Origin of the sequence: Chryseobacterium sp. MEBOG06, from assembly GCF_021869765.1 — a bacterium.
Classification (GTDB): Bacteria; Bacteroidota; Bacteroidia; order Flavobacteriales; family Weeksellaceae; genus Chryseobacterium.
The window spans coordinates 1221467-1240059 of sequence record NZ_CP084580.1; the positions used below are offsets into that span (position 1 = coordinate 1221467).

Consider the following 18593-nt stretch of genomic DNA (forward strand, 5'->3'; position numbering starts at 1 on the left):
TTAGAACAGTAAATTAAAGCAGATTTCTATCCGTGTAGCTGCTTCCAGATTGCATCTTTAAGCTCCATAAGCCCTTCTCCTGTAACTCCTGAGAAGAACAGAGGCTGTTTGTTTTCCGGGAACTCAGCTGAAATTTCCTTTTTCAGTTCATCATCCAAAAGATCTGATTTTGAAATAGAAACAATGAAATCCTTATCAAGGAGTTCAGGGTTATACTCCTTTAGCTCATTTTCAAGAATTTTAAATTCCTGGAAGTGATTTTCAGAATCGGAAGGAATCAGAAATAAAAGAATAGAGTTTCTTTCAATATGTCTCAGGAATCTGTGTCCTAAACCTTTTCCTTCTGCTGCCCCTTCAATAATCCCGGGAATATCAGCCATTACAAAAGATTTGTAATTTCTGTAATCCACGATTCCAAGGTTAGGAGTCAGTGTTGTAAAGGCGTAATTGGCAATTTTTGGTTTTGCTGCAGAAACAGATGCTAAAAGTGTAGATTTTCCAGCATTGGGAAAGCCAACAAGTCCTACATCAGCCAAAATTTTAAGTTCGAAAACAATATAGCCTTCTTCACCATCCATTCCGGGTTGAGCATATCTTGGAGTCTGATTGGTTGAGGATTTGAAATGTTCATTTCCTTTTCCACCTTTTCCACCTTGCATCAAAATGATTTCCTGCTTGTCCTCAAGGATTTCTCCGATAATTTCACCTTCTTCATTTTTAGCGATAGTCCCAATGGGAACATCGATGTAAATATCAGAACCGTCAGCTCCGGTCAGCTGGTTTTTCGCTCCGTTTTCACCACGTTCTGCTTTTATGTGACGGGTGTATCGAAGTGGAAGTAAAGTCCATTCCTGAGCATTTCCTCTCATGATGACATGGCCGCCACGACCTCCGTCACCTCCGTCAGGACCTCCTTTAGGAATATACTTTTCACGGCGAAGGTGGGCAGAACCAGCACCTCCGTGTCCGCTTTTACAATGGATTTTTACGTAATCTACAAAGTTAGACATATAGTTTGTGTTGCGAGTGGCAAGCTATGGGCGAATTTTAAAACCCATATCCCGAACCTCGATTATTTAATTTTCTGTACCTCAGCGAAAAGTTTCTGGGAAATTTCATCAATTTCCCCTACACCGTTTACCTCTACATATTTCCCCTGCTGCTTATAAAGCTCGGCTACTTCTGCTGTTTTAGTATAATATTCTTTAATTCTGTTTTCGATGATCTCTACATTGCTGTCGTCAGATCTTCCGCTGGTTTTACCTCTGTTCAGAAGTCTTTCCACCAAAATTTTATCATCTACCACCAAAGCAAGACAGATATCAATCTTGTCATTCAATTCCTCTTTAACGATAGTTTCCAAAGCTTCTGTCTGAGCAGTCGTTCTTGGATATCCATCAAAGATAAAACCGTTGGTATCAGTAGGCTTTTTGATCTCATCAATCAGCATATCTGTTGTTACCTGATCCGGAACCAATTCTCCCTTATCGATATAAGACTTAGCCAATTTTCCAAGTTCCGTGTCATTTTTCATGTTATATCTGAAAAGATCACCTGTTGAAACCTGTTTTAAATTGAATTTTTCGATTAGATTCTGAGCTTGTGTTCCTTTTCCACTTCCTGGAGGGCCGAACAGAACAATGTTTATCATAAGTTTGATTCGCTGCCAGCCTTTAGCAATATACTGTTGGCTTTTAGCTTTTTTAAGTTAATATTTTACTTTTATTTCGATTAAATTTTAAAGCTAACAGCCAAAAGCCAGTAGCTAATGACAAGAATTAATGATTGATTTGTCCGTCTTCCAACTGATACAAATTTCGGAGGTTTCTTCCTAATTCATCATAATCCAATCCATATCCAAGTACGAATTTGTTTGGAATTTCCATCCCAATATAATCCAGTTTGAAATCCTTCTTGTAAATCTCAGGTTTCAATAAGAAACTTGCGAGTTTTACAGATTTAGGACGTTGTGTTTCCTTGAAATACTTAAAAAGACTCTCTACAGTGTTTCCTGTGTCAACGATATCTTCTACAAGAATAATGTGACGGTCTCTTACATCCTTTGTCAGTTCCATTTTCTGGTAAACAATTCCCGTGGATTCAGTTCCCACATAAGAACTCATTTGAATGAAAGCAATCTCGCATTCACCCGGGTAGTACTTCAAAAGATCTGAGAAGAACATGATTACTCCGTTCAAAACGCCAATGAAAACAGGAACTTCATCCTTGTAATCTTCATAAATTCTTAACGCTGTCTTTTTTACAATTTCCTGAATTTCGGCATCCTCTAAATAAGGAACGAAAGTTTTGTCGTGAACTTTAATGCTTTCCATAAAATTTTTAGTAGTTGGCAAAGTTACGGATTTTTGATTTTTGATTAAAATCTTTTTGTGTTTAATCCTTGATTTGTGCTATCTTTGTTCTTTCAAAACCCAAAAATACAGACATGTAGGATATAATTTCTTTCAGATTTGATCAAACGATAGCCAAAGAGTTATTGATGTTTAACTATTACTGAGAAAGAAATCATGATTTTACTACAAAATATGTCCTTTGGGTTTCCGGGAGGAAACCTGCTATTCAATCATATCAATTTAACAATACAATCTCATACCAAATCCGCTTTGGTAGGAAGTAACGGCATGGGAAAATCTACCCTGTTGAAAATTATTGCCGGTGAAATACAGCCATTAAGCGGAACCGCTAATGTTCAGGGGGATATCTTCTATGTACCTCAGATGTTTGGAAATTTTAATGTCCTCACCATAGCTCAATGTTTAAAAATAGATCAAAAACTAAACGCACTCCAAAAAATTACAAGTGGACATGCAGATGAAATTTATTTTGAAATATTAAATGATCACTGGGATATCGAAGAACGCTGTCAGAATGCTCTGGAACATTGGGGACTTGAAAATTTTCAGTTGAACCAAACCCTTGAAGGTTTAAGTGGCGGACAAAAGACCAAGGTTTTTCTTGCGGGAATTCAGATCAATCGGCCTGATATCGTCATTTTAGATGAGCCAACCAATCATCTTGATCTTGAAGGAAGAAAGTTATTATACGATCTTATTGATAAAACAGATGCCACCGTTGTTATCGTAAGCCATGACAGAACTTTGCTCAATCTTGTTGATAGCCTGTTTGAATTAAGCAATCAGGGAATTGCAGCCTATGGTGGAAATTATGATTTCTATGCGCAACAAAAAGAAGTGGAGATGGAAGCCTTACATAGTAATATCCACGCAAAAGAACGGGCACTGAAAAAAGCAAAAGAGAAAGAACGAGAAACTCTGGAACGCAAGCAGAAGCTGGATGTAAAAGGAAAGCAAAAGCAGGAGAAATCCGGAGTAGCGAGAATTATGATGAATACTCTGCGGAACAATGCTGAAAAAAATACATCAAAACTGAAAAGCGTTCATGCTGATAAAATAAGTGGTATTTCGGGTGATCTCAGGGAACTGCGTTCTTCTTTAAAGAATGCTGATCAGATGAAAGTGAATTTTAGCGATTCGGGTTTACATTCCGGTAAAATTTTAATTGCAGCTGAAAATATTAATTTCAGTTATGGAAGAGGAAAGCTTTGGCAGAATAATCTTAGTCTTGAGATTTTGAGCGGTGACAGAATTTGGATTAAAGGGGCCAACGGATCCGGGAAGACTACCTTGATACAACTCTTGCTGGGAAGTATTAATCCTTCTGAAGGCAATCTGACTAAAGCAGAATTCAGCAGTATTTATATTGATCAGGAATATTCCCTCATAGATAATGATTCAACTCTTTACGATTTTGTACAGACTTTTAATGATAGTGCAATGCAGGAATCCGATGTGAAAACTTTATTATCAAGATTTCTTTTTGGAAAAGATACCTGGGATAAAAAATGCGGAGTACTGAGTGGAGGGGAAAGATTGAGATTATTGCTGTGCGGACTTTCCATCAGTAATAAAGCACCGGATATGATGGTTCTTGATGAGCCTACGAATAACCTTGACCTGCAAAATGTGGAAATTCTAACAAATTCTGTTAAAGATTATCATGGGACACTGCTGGTGATTTCGCATGATGAGAAGTTTATGGAGGAAATTGGAATAGATAGGGAAGTGATGTTGGTCTAATTTTAAATGTGGACGTACAATGTGGCTGTTGGACCCTTATTAATACACTTTTTTATTTCAATATGAGCGGACTCTGACCCAAAGCTTAAAAAAACAAATCCTGGAAAGTAATTTAGACTGACCGGGATTTTTATTTCTATGATTAAATTGTTTACTTCTTTGTTTTCTTAAAGGCATCAAGGTAGATTTTCTTAATACTGTTTTTTTCTTCTTTTTCACTGATGTTTTCAAGAGCAGAAAGCAGTGTCGTATTATGTGATGTTTTTAATTTCAAAATTTCACCCAATGCAAAAGCAGCGCTCCAGCGTACCACGGTTCCTTCATGTTCTGTATTGGAAGAAAGGTTTTTAATTGCCTGATCCAGATTTTCAGGGAATAAATGGGCCGTATTGCCGATTACTTTTGCACTTTCCCATTTTATTCTGGGTGCTTTCTCAGTAAGAGAATTGATTACGAATAAGAATACACTTTCATCGGCAAGATCAGGATTTTCTTTTGTTGCATATTCTAAAGCTTCGATGCATGCAGCCTTCACTGGATCTTTTGACTTCTCTGCGAAAGCAATTAATTCATCAGTAGGTAAAGATTTTTCTATGATCCACTGGCTCATGACTTTAGCTTTTTCCTTTGATTTTATTGTTTTGTCTTTAAATAGTTCTTCTAGGGTCATGATGGTTATTTTGATTTTCCTGCACTCTAATTTAGAATTCTTTTTAAATGTAAAAGTGTATTTAGAAATGCTTAGAAATCCACTTATATATTCCATCCAAAACTTCTTCCCGTATCTCCTCATTCAGAATCTCATGGCGCATTTCCGGATACATATGTACCTCTACATCTTGAAAACCATCAGATTTTAGATTATTGACCGTATGCATTACGCCTTTTCCAAAATCGCCGATCGGATCATTTTGTCCGCTTACAAAAAGGAAGGGAAAAGATTGAGAAATAGAAGTAGCCCAATTTTTTGCCGTAGCCCTTTTATAAATCGTGAATAAAGTATAAAAAGCATTATGAGTGAACGGAATTCCACAAAGTTCATCCTTTTCAAAGTTTTTTCTGTTGACAGGATTGATGCTTAGCCAGCTGGTATCACTGAAATCTTTATCTTTTTTAAAATGTTTGTTATTGACCGTGGTGAAAACAGAATTTAAGAAAGTATGGTATTTAGGAGCTATGCTATTCGCTAATGATAAATAGCCTCTTAATAGGTCAATACCCGGTAAAGGCCCTCCGGTTCCGGTAATAACCGCTCCTGAAAATTTACCGCTTGCTTTTTGCAGAAGACATCGGGTAATAAAAGATCCCATAGAATGCCCCAAAATAAAATGGGGAACTTCCGTATACTGCTCTGCAAGATGATCTGCCATCATTTCTGCGTCTGCCACAAGCCTTTTGTCCGGTTTTTCAAGCTGGAAGAAACCAATGTCTTTTTTCTCTTTTACAGATTTTCCATGTCCCAAGTGATCATACGTCAATACAGCAATCCCATGAGATGCAAAATATTCTGCAATTTCTGCATATCTTCCGCTGTGCTCCTGCATTCCGTGAACAATTAACAAGGTAGCTTTTATTGTTTCGGGCGAAAATAGAGTGTAGAAAAGCTGGGACTCGTTGTTTATTTTTGATGGGAGGTATGATGATTTTTGGGATAATGGCATGATAAATTGGGTTTTTGTATTATTTTATCTCAATGTCAGGAAGTTTAAAATTCCCAACAATTTCTATTAATTGAGAAGAGTTGGCTTTTAAATTATTAAAGAAATTATCCATATTCTTCTCGTATCCTCTTTCACTTACTGCAAAAAGAAGAACTCCTTTATTTTTGCTATTACTAATAAGTTGATAACGGTAAATATTCCTTTCTGCAATCAGTATTTCCTTGCCGTCCTTTGAGTTTTCATTAATAAGAAAATCCAAAATATATTCTCCATTATTTTCAAGAATCTGATAATTGACAACAGGGTTAGTCTTTTTTGTTTCCTGAAGTTCTCCTATTTTTTGATCAATAATATCTTTAAGAGTGAAATTACCTTTTACAAACTCAATTAAAACCATACTGTTGTATCGGTTGATGTTTTCTTTTGGACTTAAGTATTCCTGCTTGAAATAGTTTTCATTAGGATGAGAGCTCCAGGCTAAATTATATACTTTTTGATTCAAATTAATAGGTCCAGGTACATTTATATAATCATTTACTTTATTTTGTGCCTTTATATAAAACAGAGGAACTATTAAAAGTAGAATCAGAACTTTAAATGTCATTTTTAATAATTTTTAGAGTAAATATAATCCATTTTATACAGGTGTGAAAGTAAAAATACAAGGAATAAAGTAATATTCAACCCCATGATTTTCACCCCGACTAAAAATAAATATCCCCTATAATTTGGCCGTCATTTTTTTTCAGAGTAATTTTGCATGAATCTAAAAACAAAAGTAAAATATGTCAACTTATGTAGTTGTAGGTCTTCAGTACGGAGATGAAGGCAAAGGAAAAATCACGGATGTTTTATCAGCTAAATCAGACTATGTAGTGCGTTTCCAGGGTGGAGACAACGCTGGTCACACGGTTTATGTAGGTGATGAAAAATTCGTTCTACACCTTCTTCCTTCAGGAGTTCTTCAATGCAAAGGGAAATGTATCATTGCGAACGGAGTAGTGGTAAACCCTAAATCTTTTATTAGAGAAGTTGGTCAGATTGAGAGCAAAGGCTTAAGATCAGATCATATCTTTATCAGCAGAAGAGCGCATGTGATCATGCCTTACCACATCCTTTTGGATACTTACCGTGAAGAAGAACACGGAGGAACTCAGATAGGAACTACCAAAAAAGGAATCGGACCTTGTTATGAAGATAAAATCGCAAGAGTCGGAATCAGAATGGTAGATCTTTTAAATCCTGAAATTTTAAGAGATAAAATTGAGAAAAACTTAAAAGTTAAGAATTCTCTTTTTGAAAAATATTACGGAAAACCAACATTAGACGTTGAAGAAATCTACAACGAATACTTAGCAATCGGAAAAGAGCTTCAGGACAGAATCGTTGATACTGAATTAGAATTGAACGAAGCCATCAGAGATGGTAAAAACGTTCTGTTTGAAGGAGCGCAGGCTTTAATGCTGGATATCGATTTCGGAACATATCCATACGTTACTTCATCTTCTCCATCTACAGGAGGAGTTTGTACAGGAGCAGGAGTTCCGCCAACTTCACTTCAGAACCTGATCGGTGTTGCAAAAGCATACTGTACAAGAGTAGGAAACGGACCTTTTCCATCTGAACTGGATAACGAACTAGGCGAGAAAATCAGACAAATTGGTGGTGAATTCGGAGCTACAACCGGTAGACCGAGAAGAACAGGTTGGTTAGACCTGGTTTCTTTAAAGCACGCTTGTATGATTAACGGGATCAATAACCTTGTCATTACAAAATTAGATGTTCTTACAGGAATTGAAAACCTTAAAATCGTTACTCATTACAAAACTGAAGATGGAAAAATTATTGATTATTTCACTTCATCAACAGAGAAATTATACAACTACGAACCAATCTATCAGGATCTTCCAGGTTGGGATGAAGATATCACCAAAGCTAGAAGCTATGATGAACTTCCGGACAATGCGCAGAAATACATCGAATTTATTGAGAAGTATTTAGGAATTAATGTATACCTTGTTTCTGTAGGACCGGAAAGAAGCCAGAACATCATCAGAAAAGAATTATTCTAATATTCTTAGAAAATAAAATAAGAAAGAGACTGTCACATGATAGTCTCTTTTTTTTTGTTTAAAATGTCTAGTCCTGAAATAGCGATACATAAAAACAAATCGTTATGGAAGAACAATTAAAATCTGTGTACATCAAACGTACACAAAAAGATTACAGTTTAAGTTTAAAACTTCAAATAGTAAAAGAAGTTGAATCTGGAGAATCTACCATTACCACTAGTCGCAAGAAGTATGGTATACAATCCCACGGGACTATTTTAAATTGGCTGAGAAAATATGGTAACTTTGATTGGGAAAACCAAAGACCTTATGCTATGGAAAAGACACCTGAACAACGTATTATGGAATTAGAAGCAGAAGTTAAGCTTCTTGAAAAACAGAAAGCCTTCTTGGAAAAACAGGCTTATATTGCTGATAAAAAAGTGATATTTTTTGATATGATGATTCAACTTGCAGAGAAAGAATATCACATTGATATTCGAAAAAATTCACCACCCGAACAATCGATTACTTCCGCACTAAAGAAAAAGAAACTTTGATTTTTACTTGTGGATTGTTAGGGTTAAATAGACAAATCTATTATAGAAGTATCAAGCGTACAAAAGTCTGTAGGAACAGGGCTTCAGAGGTTGTAGATCTGGTGGAGGGTATTCGTATTAAAATGCCCAGATTAGGAGCAAGGAAACTATATTTTATTTTAAAAGAATCACTAAGTTCTATTAAAGTAGGAAGAGATAAATTTTTTGACATCCTAAGAGCGAATCATTTATTGATTATACCCAAGAAAAATTACCATGTTACTACCAACTCCCATCATCGTTTCAGAAAGCATAAAAATTTGATCCTGGACTATCAGATAACAAAACCCAATCAGGTTTGGGTTGCAGATATTACTTATATTGGGAACAGGAAAAATCCAAGTTATTTAAGTTTAATAACCGATGCATATTCCAAGAAAATAGTGGGACATTTTGTAGCAGATAATTTAAATACAGAGAGTAGTCTTGTAGCATTGAAAAGAGCTTTAAAGAAACACAAAGGTATGGCAGGCTCATTAATCCATCATTCTGATCGTGGCTTACAATACTGCTCGAATGAATATCAGAAAGTTTTGCAAAAACATCAATTAAAATGCAGTATGACACAAAACTCTGATCCTTATGAAAATGCAGTAGCAGAAAGGATTAATGGTATTTTAAAGCAGGAATTTAATATTGACAGGAATTCTATAAACAATGCTTTAAGAAGAAAATTAGTGGATGAATCCATTGAAATTTACAATGGTCTGCGTCCTCATTTTTCGAATTATTATTTAACACCAAATCAGATGCATACACAGTCGAAAATTAAAATGAGAACTTATAAAAATAAAAACCAAAGCAAAAGAAAATTTGCTCTGGTTTAATTATTTATTTTTGTCTTATAATCTGTATCAGATTTTCAGGACTAGTCAAAACCCCAGTAAGAATTCTGTGATTCCTGACCTGCCCTCATTAAAGATGATTATAATTTCTCCTTTAAAGAATTAAAAACAAAAAACAGATACTTACTACATAATTCTCTATTTAAAAATGTTAAATTTTAAACTTTATCATAAAATTTTCTAATATTATGTTGTTTTGGTAAAATTATGGCAGATATTTTGATATTGAAACATTGCTTATCGATAACAACTAACAGATTAATAATCTATTTTTTTTTTAACAGTTTAAATAGTAGTAGTGATGAAACACCTGAACCAAAATCAAGAATTTCGCTTCAACGAAGTTCTTTTTGAGCACCGAAACAAAGAATATGGTGCCTATGCATTAAGAAACGAATCCGATAGAATATTAACCAAAGCACTTTTTATAGGAGCGAGTTTAATGGCTGCAATATCCATTACGCCGTTTGTGATTTCTGCATTCAAAACTACAGAAGGATCTACCATAATTTGTGAATATCCAGGGCCTGTTGATCTCAAGGATGTTGACAAAACAGAAGAACTTCCATTACAAGTTGTAAAGCCGACTCCTCCGCCTCCCGCCGTAAAAACGTTTGATAGTACAGTTCCTACACCATCAAGTACGGCCAAGGATAATTTGAAAAAAGATCCCGTTCCTGATGATGCTGTCGCGGGCTTTACAGACCACTTTAAAGGAGAAACGGTAATACCTAATACACCAAGTGTTCCCCATGTATCAGTAGGAACAGGACCGGTAATTACTACGCCTCCTCCGGTAATTCCGCAGCCAGTTGATAAAAATAAAATTGCAGAACCTGGAGAGCTTGGGTCTGAAGCTAGTTTTGCAGGGGGAATAGACTCCTTCAGAAGTAAAGTGATGAATAACTTTGATGCTTCAGGATTTGAATCAGAAGACGTGGTGAAAACTGCCGTTACATTTATTGTAGAAATTGACGGAACGATATCAGGGGTAAAAGCTAATGGAACTAATGCCGACTTTAACAATGAGGCGGTAAGAACAATTAAATCAATCTCTAACAAGGGAAAATGGACTCCCGCCAAAAATAAAAAAGGCGAGTTTGTAAGAAGTTATTTTAAATTTCCGATCTCTATGAAGTTTGATTAATTGATCCTGAAAACAAAAATTAAATAGTTATCCACAAAGATTTTTTTTTGTGGATAATTTTTTTAATAGTTAAAATGCTTATTAACAGTATTTTAACTCAATTTTAATTTTCACCATTCATCGGGAGCAAAGAAAAAAGTGTATTTTTGAAACTTAAAGTTCGAATAATGGCAAAAATCATAGGTATTGCTAATCAAAAAGGAGGTGTTGGTAAGACAACTACCGCCGTAAACTTGGCAGCAGCATTAGGAGTATTGGAGAAAAAAATATTAATCATCGACGCTGACCCTCAGGCGAATGCTACATCAGGTCTGGGCGTGGAAGATGTTCAATACTCTACATACAATCTATTGGAGCATAGTGCAGATACCAGAATCTGCATCAAGAGAACTACGACTCCCAATTTGGATATTATTCCGTCACATATTGACCTTGTGGCGGCAGAAATAGAACTGGTAGACAAGGAAGACCGTGAATATATGCTTAAAAAAGCATTGGCCAGTGTAAGAGATGATTATGACTATATCATCATCGACTGTGCGCCGAGTTTAGGTCTTATTACAGTAAATGCACTTACTGCGGCAGATTCTGTGATTATTCCCATTCAATGTGAGTACTTTGCATTAGAAGGACTTGGGAAACTTTTAAATACCGTTAAAAACGTACAGAAGATCCATAATAAAGATCTTGGAATAGAAGGTCTTCTTCTTACCATGTATGACAGCAGATTAAGATTGTCTAACCAAGTTGTGGAAGAAGTGAATTTACACTTCCCGGAGATGGTTTTTGACACCATTATCAGCAGAAACGTAAGGTTGAGTGAAGCACCAAGTTTTGGAGAGAGCATCCTGAATTATGATGCCGAAAGTAAAGGAGCTGTTCAGTATATTCAGTTAGCTGAAGAGGTTCTTTTAAGGAACGAAAATTTAGTAAAAAATTAAATTAATAATAAATGGCCAATATAAGTGAATGTTAGCCATCACTTATCAAACATCATTTATCAGTTATATCTATGAAGGACAAAAAAAGAGCTATGGGACGCGGTTTGGGCGCTATTTTAAGTGCAGAATCCAAAGCAACGGTCAATTCAGCTACCGATGAGGGAGCAGATAAGTTTGTAGGAAACATTGTCGAAGTTGCGCTTGAAGATATTTATCCGAATCCGACGCAGCCGAGAACTTATTTTGATGAAAAAGCATTAAACGAACTTGCACAGTCTATCACAAACTTAGGAGTGATCCAGCCGATTACCTTAAGAAAAGACGGTGAGAAATTCGAAATTATATCAGGGGAAAGACGTTACAGAGCAAGTAAAATTGCAGGCTTTACAACTATTCCGGCATATATCCGTTTAGTAAACGATCAGGAACTTCTTGAGATGGCTCTTGTTGAAAACATTCAGAGAGAAGACCTTGATGCTATCGAAATTGCCCTGACTTATCATAGACTTTTGGAAGAAATCGGGCTTACTCAGGAGAATCTTAGCCAGAGGATAGGAAAAGACAGAAGTACGATTACCAATTCAATCAGATTATTAAGATTGAATCCGGATATTCAGAATGCTATCAGAAGCGGCGAAATTTCTGCCGGACACGGAAGAGCAATTATCAGTGTTGAAAGTGAAGAAGATCAGCAGGTTTTATTTGGTCTGATTATTAAAGAAAAATTAAACGTTCGTCAGGCAGAGCAGGCTGCTGCTGCATTGAAGAACCCTAAATCTCCGGCTGGTAAAAAAGCAAACGTGGAGCTTTCTAACAATTATAAAAGAGCCCAGAAGACGATCGCAGATATCCTGGATATAAAAGTGGAGATCAAAGCTTCTGGAAACGGTAAAAAAGGTAAAATTGTTCTGGACTTCAAAAATGAAGAGGAGCTGGAGTATATTTTATCTCATATTAAATAATGAAGAAAATATTTTTCACATTTTTCTTGTGTATTGCCGCAATGGCCTACTCACAAGTGAAGCCAATTGATACTGTTCGGATGCCGGTCCCTCCGAAAGAGGAAATCCCTGCTTTAAAACCGGGAAAAACAGAATCCAAGATTATTGCAGATCTCGAAAAAGCCAATGGGCCTACTAAGAAAACGGTAAAGCTTAATCCTACCAGAGCTGGATTATACTCAGCTGTTTTCCCAGGATTAGGACAGTTCTACAATAAAAAATATTGGAAGATTCCAATCGTTTGGGGAGCTGTAGGAGCCGGGGTGGGAATTGCAATTTGGAATGATAACCAGTATAAAAAGTATCGTGAATACTATGTAGCGAAACTGAATGGTACGCCCAATGAATTTGTAGACAGCCACCCCTGGCTGGATAAAGTAGCTTTGGGAAATGCACAGGACAGATCCAAAAGGCAGAGAGACTATGCTATAGCAATTACAGGATTAATTTATATTTTGAATATTGTAGACGCTGTAGTAGATGCACACCTTTACGAAAGCCGTCATGATCCGGATCTTAGTTTTAAACCATCCATTATTCAGGATCAGTATGGATATGATGCGCCAAAAACAGGATTTAGTTTAAGCTATAGATTTTAGTTAAACATTTAAACAGGTAGCCGTAAGATTTGTACGGTCAATTATAAAAGAAAAGAGCATATGAAAATAGCATTAGTTGGTTACGGTAAAATGGGGAAGATCATTGATGAGATCGCACAAAAAAGAGGTCATAAAGTAGTGGCCCGCCTGAAGGAGACTCCAACTGCTGAAAATCTTAACAACCCGGATGTTGTGATTGAATTCTCGCTGCCGGAAGTTGCATTTGAAAATATTAAAGCTTGTCTTGAAAATAAAATTCCTGTAATCTGTGGAACGACAGGATGGCTGGAGCAAAAAGCAGAAATAGAAAAACTGGCTGTAGAAAATAATACAGCTTTCTTATATGGTTCAAACTTTAGCTTAGGGGTCAATTTATTCTTCGCCTTAAACGAAAAGCTTGCGGGTCTTATGAAAAACGTTGATGAATACAATTGCCAGCTGGAAGAGATTCATCATATCCATAAAAAAGATGCCCCAAGTGGTACCGCTATTTCCATAGCAGAAGGCATTATTCAGAATAATCCGAAATTTGATGCTTGGAAACTGGAAGAAACAGAAGGGAAGCAGCTAGGTATTTTTGCCGTACGTGAAGATGAAGTTCCCGGAACTCACAGCGTATACTATAGAAGTGAAGTAGACGAAATAGAAATCAAACATACCGCTTTCAACAGAAACGGTTTTGCATTAGGAGCCGTAGTTGCTGCCGAATGGATTAAAGATAAAAAAGGAAACTTCGGAATGAAAGATGTTTTGGGGCTTTAATTTGTAACAAAATCTTTAAATTGCATACCAATAACAGAAAATGATGAATAGTGAATTGTAAATAGAGCGAAAGCTGTGATCATTTATTACTCATCATTTATCATTTATATCATAAGAATAGGCACAAAAAAACTATGAATTATTTTTTAACGTATACAGTGTATGTCCTCATTTTATCCTTATTAATGGGGATTTCAACTTGGAAGCTGTTCAAGAAAATGGGGTATAGCCCCTTGTTCGCTTTTATACCTTTCTACAACTATTTCATTATCCTGAAGGAAACCAAACATCCGAAATGGTGGGCGATTCTTTCATATCTTCCGATTGTAGGACCAATCATGATGTCTGTTTTCCATCTTTACCTGGTGAAGAAATTTGGAAAAACTCTTTTTAAAGATCAGATTCTTACCGTGATCCTGCCATTTATTTATATGGCGGTTATCAACTATTCCAAAGATCTAGAACTGGAAGATGAAAATACAAAAAATCTTTTTCTTACCGATGAAGAGGTAAGCGATCAGAAGAAAGATACATTTTTGGGATCTATCACTTTTGCAGTCGTTTTTGCAACCATCATTCACGTTTTTGTAACACAGCCTTTCGGGATTCCTACAGGATCTATGGAAAGAACTTTATTAGTAGGAGATTTCCTTTTCGTAAACAAATGGAGCTACGGATACAGATTGCCAATGCGTCCCGTAGCCATACCTTTCCTTCAGGGAACAATTATGGATACTGGGAAGAAGGGAAATCCAAAAGATGATCCGAAATCTTATGTAGACGCAGTAAAATTACCTTATACAAGAATCTTACAATTCAATAAACCGCAAAAAAATGATGTAGTTGTTTTCAACTATCCTCAGGATTCCGTTCATACAGCGATTGACAGAAAAGATCCTTATGTGAAAAGATGTGTGGCTACAGCAGGTGATACTTTTGAAATGAGAGCCGGAAGACTTTTCGTAAACGGAAAGCCGGAAGTAGTTTTAGGTGATCAGGAAGTACAGCACAGGTATATTGTAACAACGGACAGCCAATTAGATATTCCTTCATTATATAAGGCCTATGGTTTTTTACCAGTTCAGGAATTTCAACAGGATAACGGAAGTTATGTTTATGGTTTTCAAGGGTTAACCGATAAGGTTGCTAAAGAAATTAAAGAAATTCCTCATGTAACCAACATGACAGAAGATATTTCTGTAAAAGGAGAAGCTGCTGTATATTACAGAGATCAGGCTAAAACAAAAATTGATACAACCCAATCTATCTTCCCAATCAACAAGCCATGGAATCAGGATTGGTACGGGCCGCTTAGAATTCCTAAGAAAGGAGATGTTGTTGCTATCAATAACGAAACTCTTCCAATGTATCAATGGGTTATTTCCGAATATGAGCACAACAGTTTAGAGAAAAAGAACGGAAAGATATTTATCAACGGAAAAGAAGCCAATCAATATACAATTCAGCAGGATTATTATATGATGATCGGGGATAACAGAGATGCGTCATTAGATGCAAGATTCTTTGGTTTCGTTCCGGAAGAAAATATCGTAGGAAAGCCGATGTTTACATGGATGAGTATTCAGGGAGCGTTTGCAGACAGCAGTTCTACTTATCAGGCTCCGTTCAAAATCCGTTGGGAAAGAATGTTTAAAGCAACCAATACAGGAGAAGCAAATAAAACTTCTTACTGGTGGATTGCAGCAATGATTCTGATACTATTCTTCGGATGGGAATATTTCATGAAGTTATTTAAAAAGAAAAACACAGAAGAATAGTGTTTAAAAATAAAATATTTAATAGAGTCCTTTTAGCAGGAAGCTTTATTGTAACTCTTTTTATTATTGCAAAACTCTCCGGGGTTTTGCAATATGCTTTTGTACCCCAGGCGGGAAACGAACCTACCATCAAAAGAAAGTCGTTCGTTTTCATGAGTAATATTCTGCCTTATGAGAAATTGACCATGCTTGCCTACAATCAGAATAACCAGAACTATCCCGGAGGAGTATATCTGCAGAGACTGATAGGAGAGGAGAATGACATCGTCCTGATTAAAGATGGGAATTTATACATTAATAATGTTTTAATAGATCAATTTAACGTTAAACATTCCTATAAAATAGATCGTGCATATGCCAATGATCTTACCCTAAAAGGTCTTGATGATCATGAGATCTTTCAAATGAATGAAAACGACTTCATTACCCAGTTGAGTGATAAAGAACTTAATAACAGTTTTACCTACGAAAGATTTATCAATCAGGCTCCCGATCAGGATATTAATAAAGTGTATCACAAGAACTGGACCGCAGATAACTTCGGACCTCTGCGAATTCCGCAGGGAAAAATGTTTTTCTTAGGAGATAACCGTAATGCGAGCATGGATTCCCGTTTTTTGGGATTTGTGGATAAGAAAGATATTGTAGGAAGGGTATTTTATCCTAAAAATTAGAATATATTATTATGCAAAATATTTTATTACCGGTATTTTATATGCCACCGGTTTCATGGTTTTCAGTGTTTTTAGATGCTGAAAAGGAAATTGTATTTGAACAGTTTGAAAGTTTTCCAAAACAAACCTATAGAAACAGAGCGAATATCTATGGTGCAAACGGAAAATTATCATTAATCATTCCTATAAATCATAATGGGAAGAGAGAGACGAAAGATATTGAGATTTCTTACAGAGAAGACTGGAGAAATCTTCACTGGAAGTCCATTAAAACAGCTTATCAGAGCTCTCCTTATTTTGAATATTACGAAGATAAGTTCAGGAAAATATTTGATCTCAAAGAAAAGTTTCTTTTAGATTTTAACCTTAAAGGGTTAGAAGTGATCCAACAGATACTGAAAACAGAAAAGGCACACTCTTTGAATGAAGAATATATCAGAAATCCTGATGAGATCAATTTCAGAGAAAAGTTTTCGGCAAAAAATCCTTCAGAATTTGAAATGGATGAATACTATCAGACTTTCTCAGACAAATTCGGATTTTTGAAAGATTTATCGATTCTTGACCTTGTTTGTAACAAAGGGCCTGAATCATTGGTCTACATAAAAAAAATAAAACAATTGTATTAGTATAAAATCGTTGCAATTACAACTCTTTATTAGTAAGACAGATGAATGTGGCGATTATATATTACCTTAAAAATTAAATATCAACATATGAAAAAGGTATTATTAGCTGCCGTTTTTTTAGCAGGTTTTAATTTCTCTTTTGCACAGGAGACTAAAACTAAAAGTATTGACCCTAAGGAAGATAAAGATCTTATGACCTGGTATCATAAAGATTTTTCCACTTCAAAAGTATATGGAGTGAATACCGCAAACGCTTATAAATATCTGGAATCTAAAGGACTAAAGCCTAAACCTGTAATTGTTGGGGTTTTGGACAGTGGAGTACAGGTGGATCATCCGGGATTGATCAATAATCTATGGACGAATCCTAACGAAATTCCAGGAAATGGTAAAGATGATGATGGGAACGGATATATCGACGATGTACATGGCTGGAATTTCCTGGGAGGAAAGAACGGGGATGTTGATATTGATAATATGGAGGTAACAAGAGTAGTTGCCAAATATAAACCTGTTTTTGAAGGTGACGATTCCACAAAAAATAAAGCAAATCAGGCCAAAATGCCGGAAGAATTTGCAATGTATATGAAGTCTAAAGAACTTTTCAATAAGAAAAGTGTAGAAGCAAAACAGGGCCTTCAGACCTATGCAATGATTAACGAATTGATTCCTAATATGGTGAAATTATTAGGAGGAAAACCAGTTAATGCACAAACTATAGCCGCTATAAAACCTCCTACAGAGCAAAAAGATGCTATCGCACTAGATATCCTGGGGCGAGTATCTCAGAGCCCGGAATTTAAAGGAAAATCTTCCGAAGAGTTTGAAAAAGCGATTAAAGATCAAATGAAAGAAGCCATTGATTACTATTCTCCTCAGTCTAAGCAATATGACTTAAGTTATGACACAAGAAAAGAAATTGTAGGAGATAATTATGATGATTACTCTGAGAAAATCTATGGAAATAACCATTACGAAGGTGCTGATGCGGAGCATGGAACCCACGTAGCAGGAATTATTGCCGGTCTTCCTCAGGGAAATGAAATTCAGTACGGAGTGGCTTCCAAAGTAGCAAAAATAATGTCTGTAAGAACCGTTCCCAATGGAGATGAAAGAGACAAAGATGTTGCTAATGCAATTAGATATGCAGTTGATAATGGAGCTAAAATTCTTAACATGAGCTTCGGAAAACCTGTTTCACCAGGTAAAAGCGTAGTTTGGGATGCCTTTAAATATGCTGAAGATAAAGGCGTTCTTTTGGTAAAAGCAGCTGGTAACGAAAATGAAGATGTTGCAGAACATCTTGCTTATCCTACCAACTTTAAAAAAGTTACAGATGAAAAACCATTTGTAAACAATGTAATGGTAGTAGGTGCCAGTACTAATAAAAATAGTGCATTAAGAGCCGATTTCTCTAACTATAACAAGAAAATGGTTAATGTATTCGCTCCGGGTGAAGAAATTTATTCTACCGTTCCTAAAAACGAGTATAAATATCTTCAGGGGACTTCGATGGCTTCACCTGTTGCCGCGGGGGCCGCGGCGGTTTTACTGGCATATATGCCGGATCTGAAGCCTTACCAGATTATTGAATCCCTTGTTAAAAGCAGCAACCCAAGTACGGCCAATGGTTTCGCAGAGTATTCTCAGGCCGGAGGGGTTATTGATGTAAAAAGAGCAGCAGAATATGCCTATACCCATTTTTATAATGGTAAAGCACCAACCAAAACTGTGAAGCCTTCGAAATCCGTAAAAAAGGCTGTTAAAAAATAATTTATCTTCCTGTCT

The 18593-nt window shown here is 36.1% G+C and carries 19 protein-coding genes; 13 read left to right on the forward strand and 6 right to left on the reverse strand.

The window, feature by feature from the left end; all coding sequences use genetic code 11:
• Positions 1-26 precede the first annotated feature (26 nt).
• The 3 genes from obgE to LF887_RS05660 all read right to left on the reverse strand — a co-directional run bounded on the left by obgE (position 27) and on the right by LF887_RS05660 (position 2333).
• Entirely contained in the window at positions 27-1010 is a 984-nt protein-coding gene (obgE, locus tag LF887_RS05650) for a GTPase ObgE (protein WP_236857834.1), read from the reverse strand.
• Positions 1011-1072: 62 nt separating this feature from the next.
• A complete protein-coding gene (locus LF887_RS05655) occupies positions 1073-1651 on the reverse strand; it encodes an adenylate kinase (protein WP_236857836.1) in 579 nt (192 codons plus the stop codon).
• Between the two features lie 127 nt (positions 1652-1778).
• On the reverse strand, positions 1779-2333 hold the full coding sequence (locus LF887_RS05660; RefSeq protein WP_236857844.1) for a phosphoribosyltransferase: 555 nt from the start codon (positions 2331-2333) through the stop codon (positions 1779-1781).
• Between the two features lie 195 nt (positions 2334-2528).
• On the opposite strand from LF887_RS05660, the gene LF887_RS05665 reads away from it, so the two are divergent.
• Positions 2529-4118, forward strand: coding sequence for an ABC-F family ATP-binding cassette domain-containing protein (locus tag LF887_RS05665; RefSeq protein WP_236857851.1), 1590 nt, complete (start codon positions 2529-2531; stop codon positions 4116-4118).
• A 151-nt stretch (positions 4119-4269) separates the two neighbouring features.
• Here the strand turns inward: LF887_RS05665 and LF887_RS05670 are convergent, their stop codons facing one another.
• From LF887_RS05670 to LF887_RS05680, 3 genes are all read right to left on the reverse strand, one after another.
• A complete protein-coding gene (locus tag LF887_RS05670) occupies positions 4270-4788 on the reverse strand; it encodes a hypothetical protein (RefSeq protein WP_236857853.1) in 519 nt (172 codons plus the stop codon).
• A gap of 61 nt (positions 4789-4849) precedes the next feature.
• Positions 4850-5779 (reverse strand): alpha/beta fold hydrolase, encoded by a 930-nt coding sequence (locus LF887_RS05675; protein ID WP_236857855.1) that lies wholly within the window; start codon positions 5777-5779, stop codon positions 4850-4852.
• Positions 5780-5798: 19 nt separating this feature from the next.
• Positions 5799-6383 (reverse strand): hypothetical protein, encoded by a 585-nt coding sequence (locus LF887_RS05680; RefSeq protein ID WP_236857857.1) that lies wholly within the window; start codon positions 6381-6383, stop codon positions 5799-5801.
• 181 nt (positions 6384-6564) lie between these two features.
• Between LF887_RS05680 and LF887_RS05685 the strand changes: the two genes are divergently transcribed.
• The 12 genes from LF887_RS05685 to LF887_RS05740 all read left to right on the forward strand — a co-directional run bounded on the left by LF887_RS05685 (position 6565) and on the right by LF887_RS05740 (position 18578).
• Positions 6565-7851: an adenylosuccinate synthase gene (locus tag LF887_RS05685; RefSeq protein WP_236857858.1), complete on the forward strand. Its 1287-nt coding sequence runs from the start codon at positions 6565-6567 to the stop codon at positions 7849-7851.
• A gap of 104 nt (positions 7852-7955) precedes the next feature.
• Positions 7956-8390, forward strand: a complete 435-nt coding sequence (locus LF887_RS05690) for a hypothetical protein (protein WP_236857860.1) — start codon at positions 7956-7958, stop codon at positions 8388-8390.
• 14 nt (positions 8391-8404) lie between these two features.
• A complete protein-coding gene (locus LF887_RS05695; protein ID WP_236859472.1) occupies positions 8405-9256 on the forward strand; it encodes an IS3 family transposase in 852 nt (283 codons plus the stop codon).
• 319 nt (positions 9257-9575) lie between these two features.
• Positions 9576-10421 (forward strand): energy transducer TonB, encoded by an 846-nt coding sequence (locus LF887_RS05700; protein WP_236857862.1) that lies wholly within the window; start codon positions 9576-9578, stop codon positions 10419-10421.
• 167 nt (positions 10422-10588) lie between these two features.
• A complete protein-coding gene (locus LF887_RS05705) occupies positions 10589-11362 on the forward strand; it encodes a ParA family protein (protein WP_236857863.1) in 774 nt (257 codons plus the stop codon).
• Between the two features lie 71 nt (positions 11363-11433).
• Positions 11434-12324 (forward strand): ParB/RepB/Spo0J family partition protein, encoded by an 891-nt coding sequence (locus tag LF887_RS05710; RefSeq protein ID WP_236857864.1) that lies wholly within the window; start codon positions 11434-11436, stop codon positions 12322-12324.
• On the forward strand, positions 12324-12962 hold the full coding sequence (locus tag LF887_RS05715) for a DUF5683 domain-containing protein (protein ID WP_236857865.1): 639 nt from the start codon (positions 12324-12326) through the stop codon (positions 12960-12962). The genes LF887_RS05710 and LF887_RS05715 overlap by 1 nt, the downstream gene beginning before the upstream one ends.
• A gap of 60 nt (positions 12963-13022) precedes the next feature.
• Positions 13023-13724, forward strand: coding sequence for a 4-hydroxy-tetrahydrodipicolinate reductase (dapB, locus tag LF887_RS05720; RefSeq protein ID WP_236857866.1), 702 nt, complete (start codon positions 13023-13025; stop codon positions 13722-13724).
• 134 nt (positions 13725-13858) lie between these two features.
• A complete protein-coding gene (lepB, locus tag LF887_RS05725; RefSeq protein WP_236857867.1) occupies positions 13859-15502 on the forward strand; it encodes a signal peptidase I in 1644 nt (547 codons plus the stop codon).
• Positions 15502-16176, forward strand: a complete 675-nt coding sequence (gene lepB, locus LF887_RS05730) for a signal peptidase I (RefSeq protein WP_236857868.1) — start codon at positions 15502-15504, stop codon at positions 16174-16176. Before lepB (LF887_RS05725) ends, lepB (LF887_RS05730) begins: the two co-directional genes overlap by 1 nt.
• A gap of 11 nt (positions 16177-16187) precedes the next feature.
• The gene (locus LF887_RS05735) at positions 16188-16805 is read left to right on the forward strand and encodes a WbqC family protein (protein WP_236857869.1); all 618 of its coding nucleotides are present in this window, start codon (positions 16188-16190) and stop codon (positions 16803-16805) included.
• 87 nt (positions 16806-16892) lie between these two features.
• Positions 16893-18578: a S8 family serine peptidase gene (locus LF887_RS05740; protein WP_236857870.1), complete on the forward strand. Its 1686-nt coding sequence runs from the start codon at positions 16893-16895 to the stop codon at positions 18576-18578.
• The last annotated feature ends 15 nt before the right edge of the window (positions 18579-18593 follow it).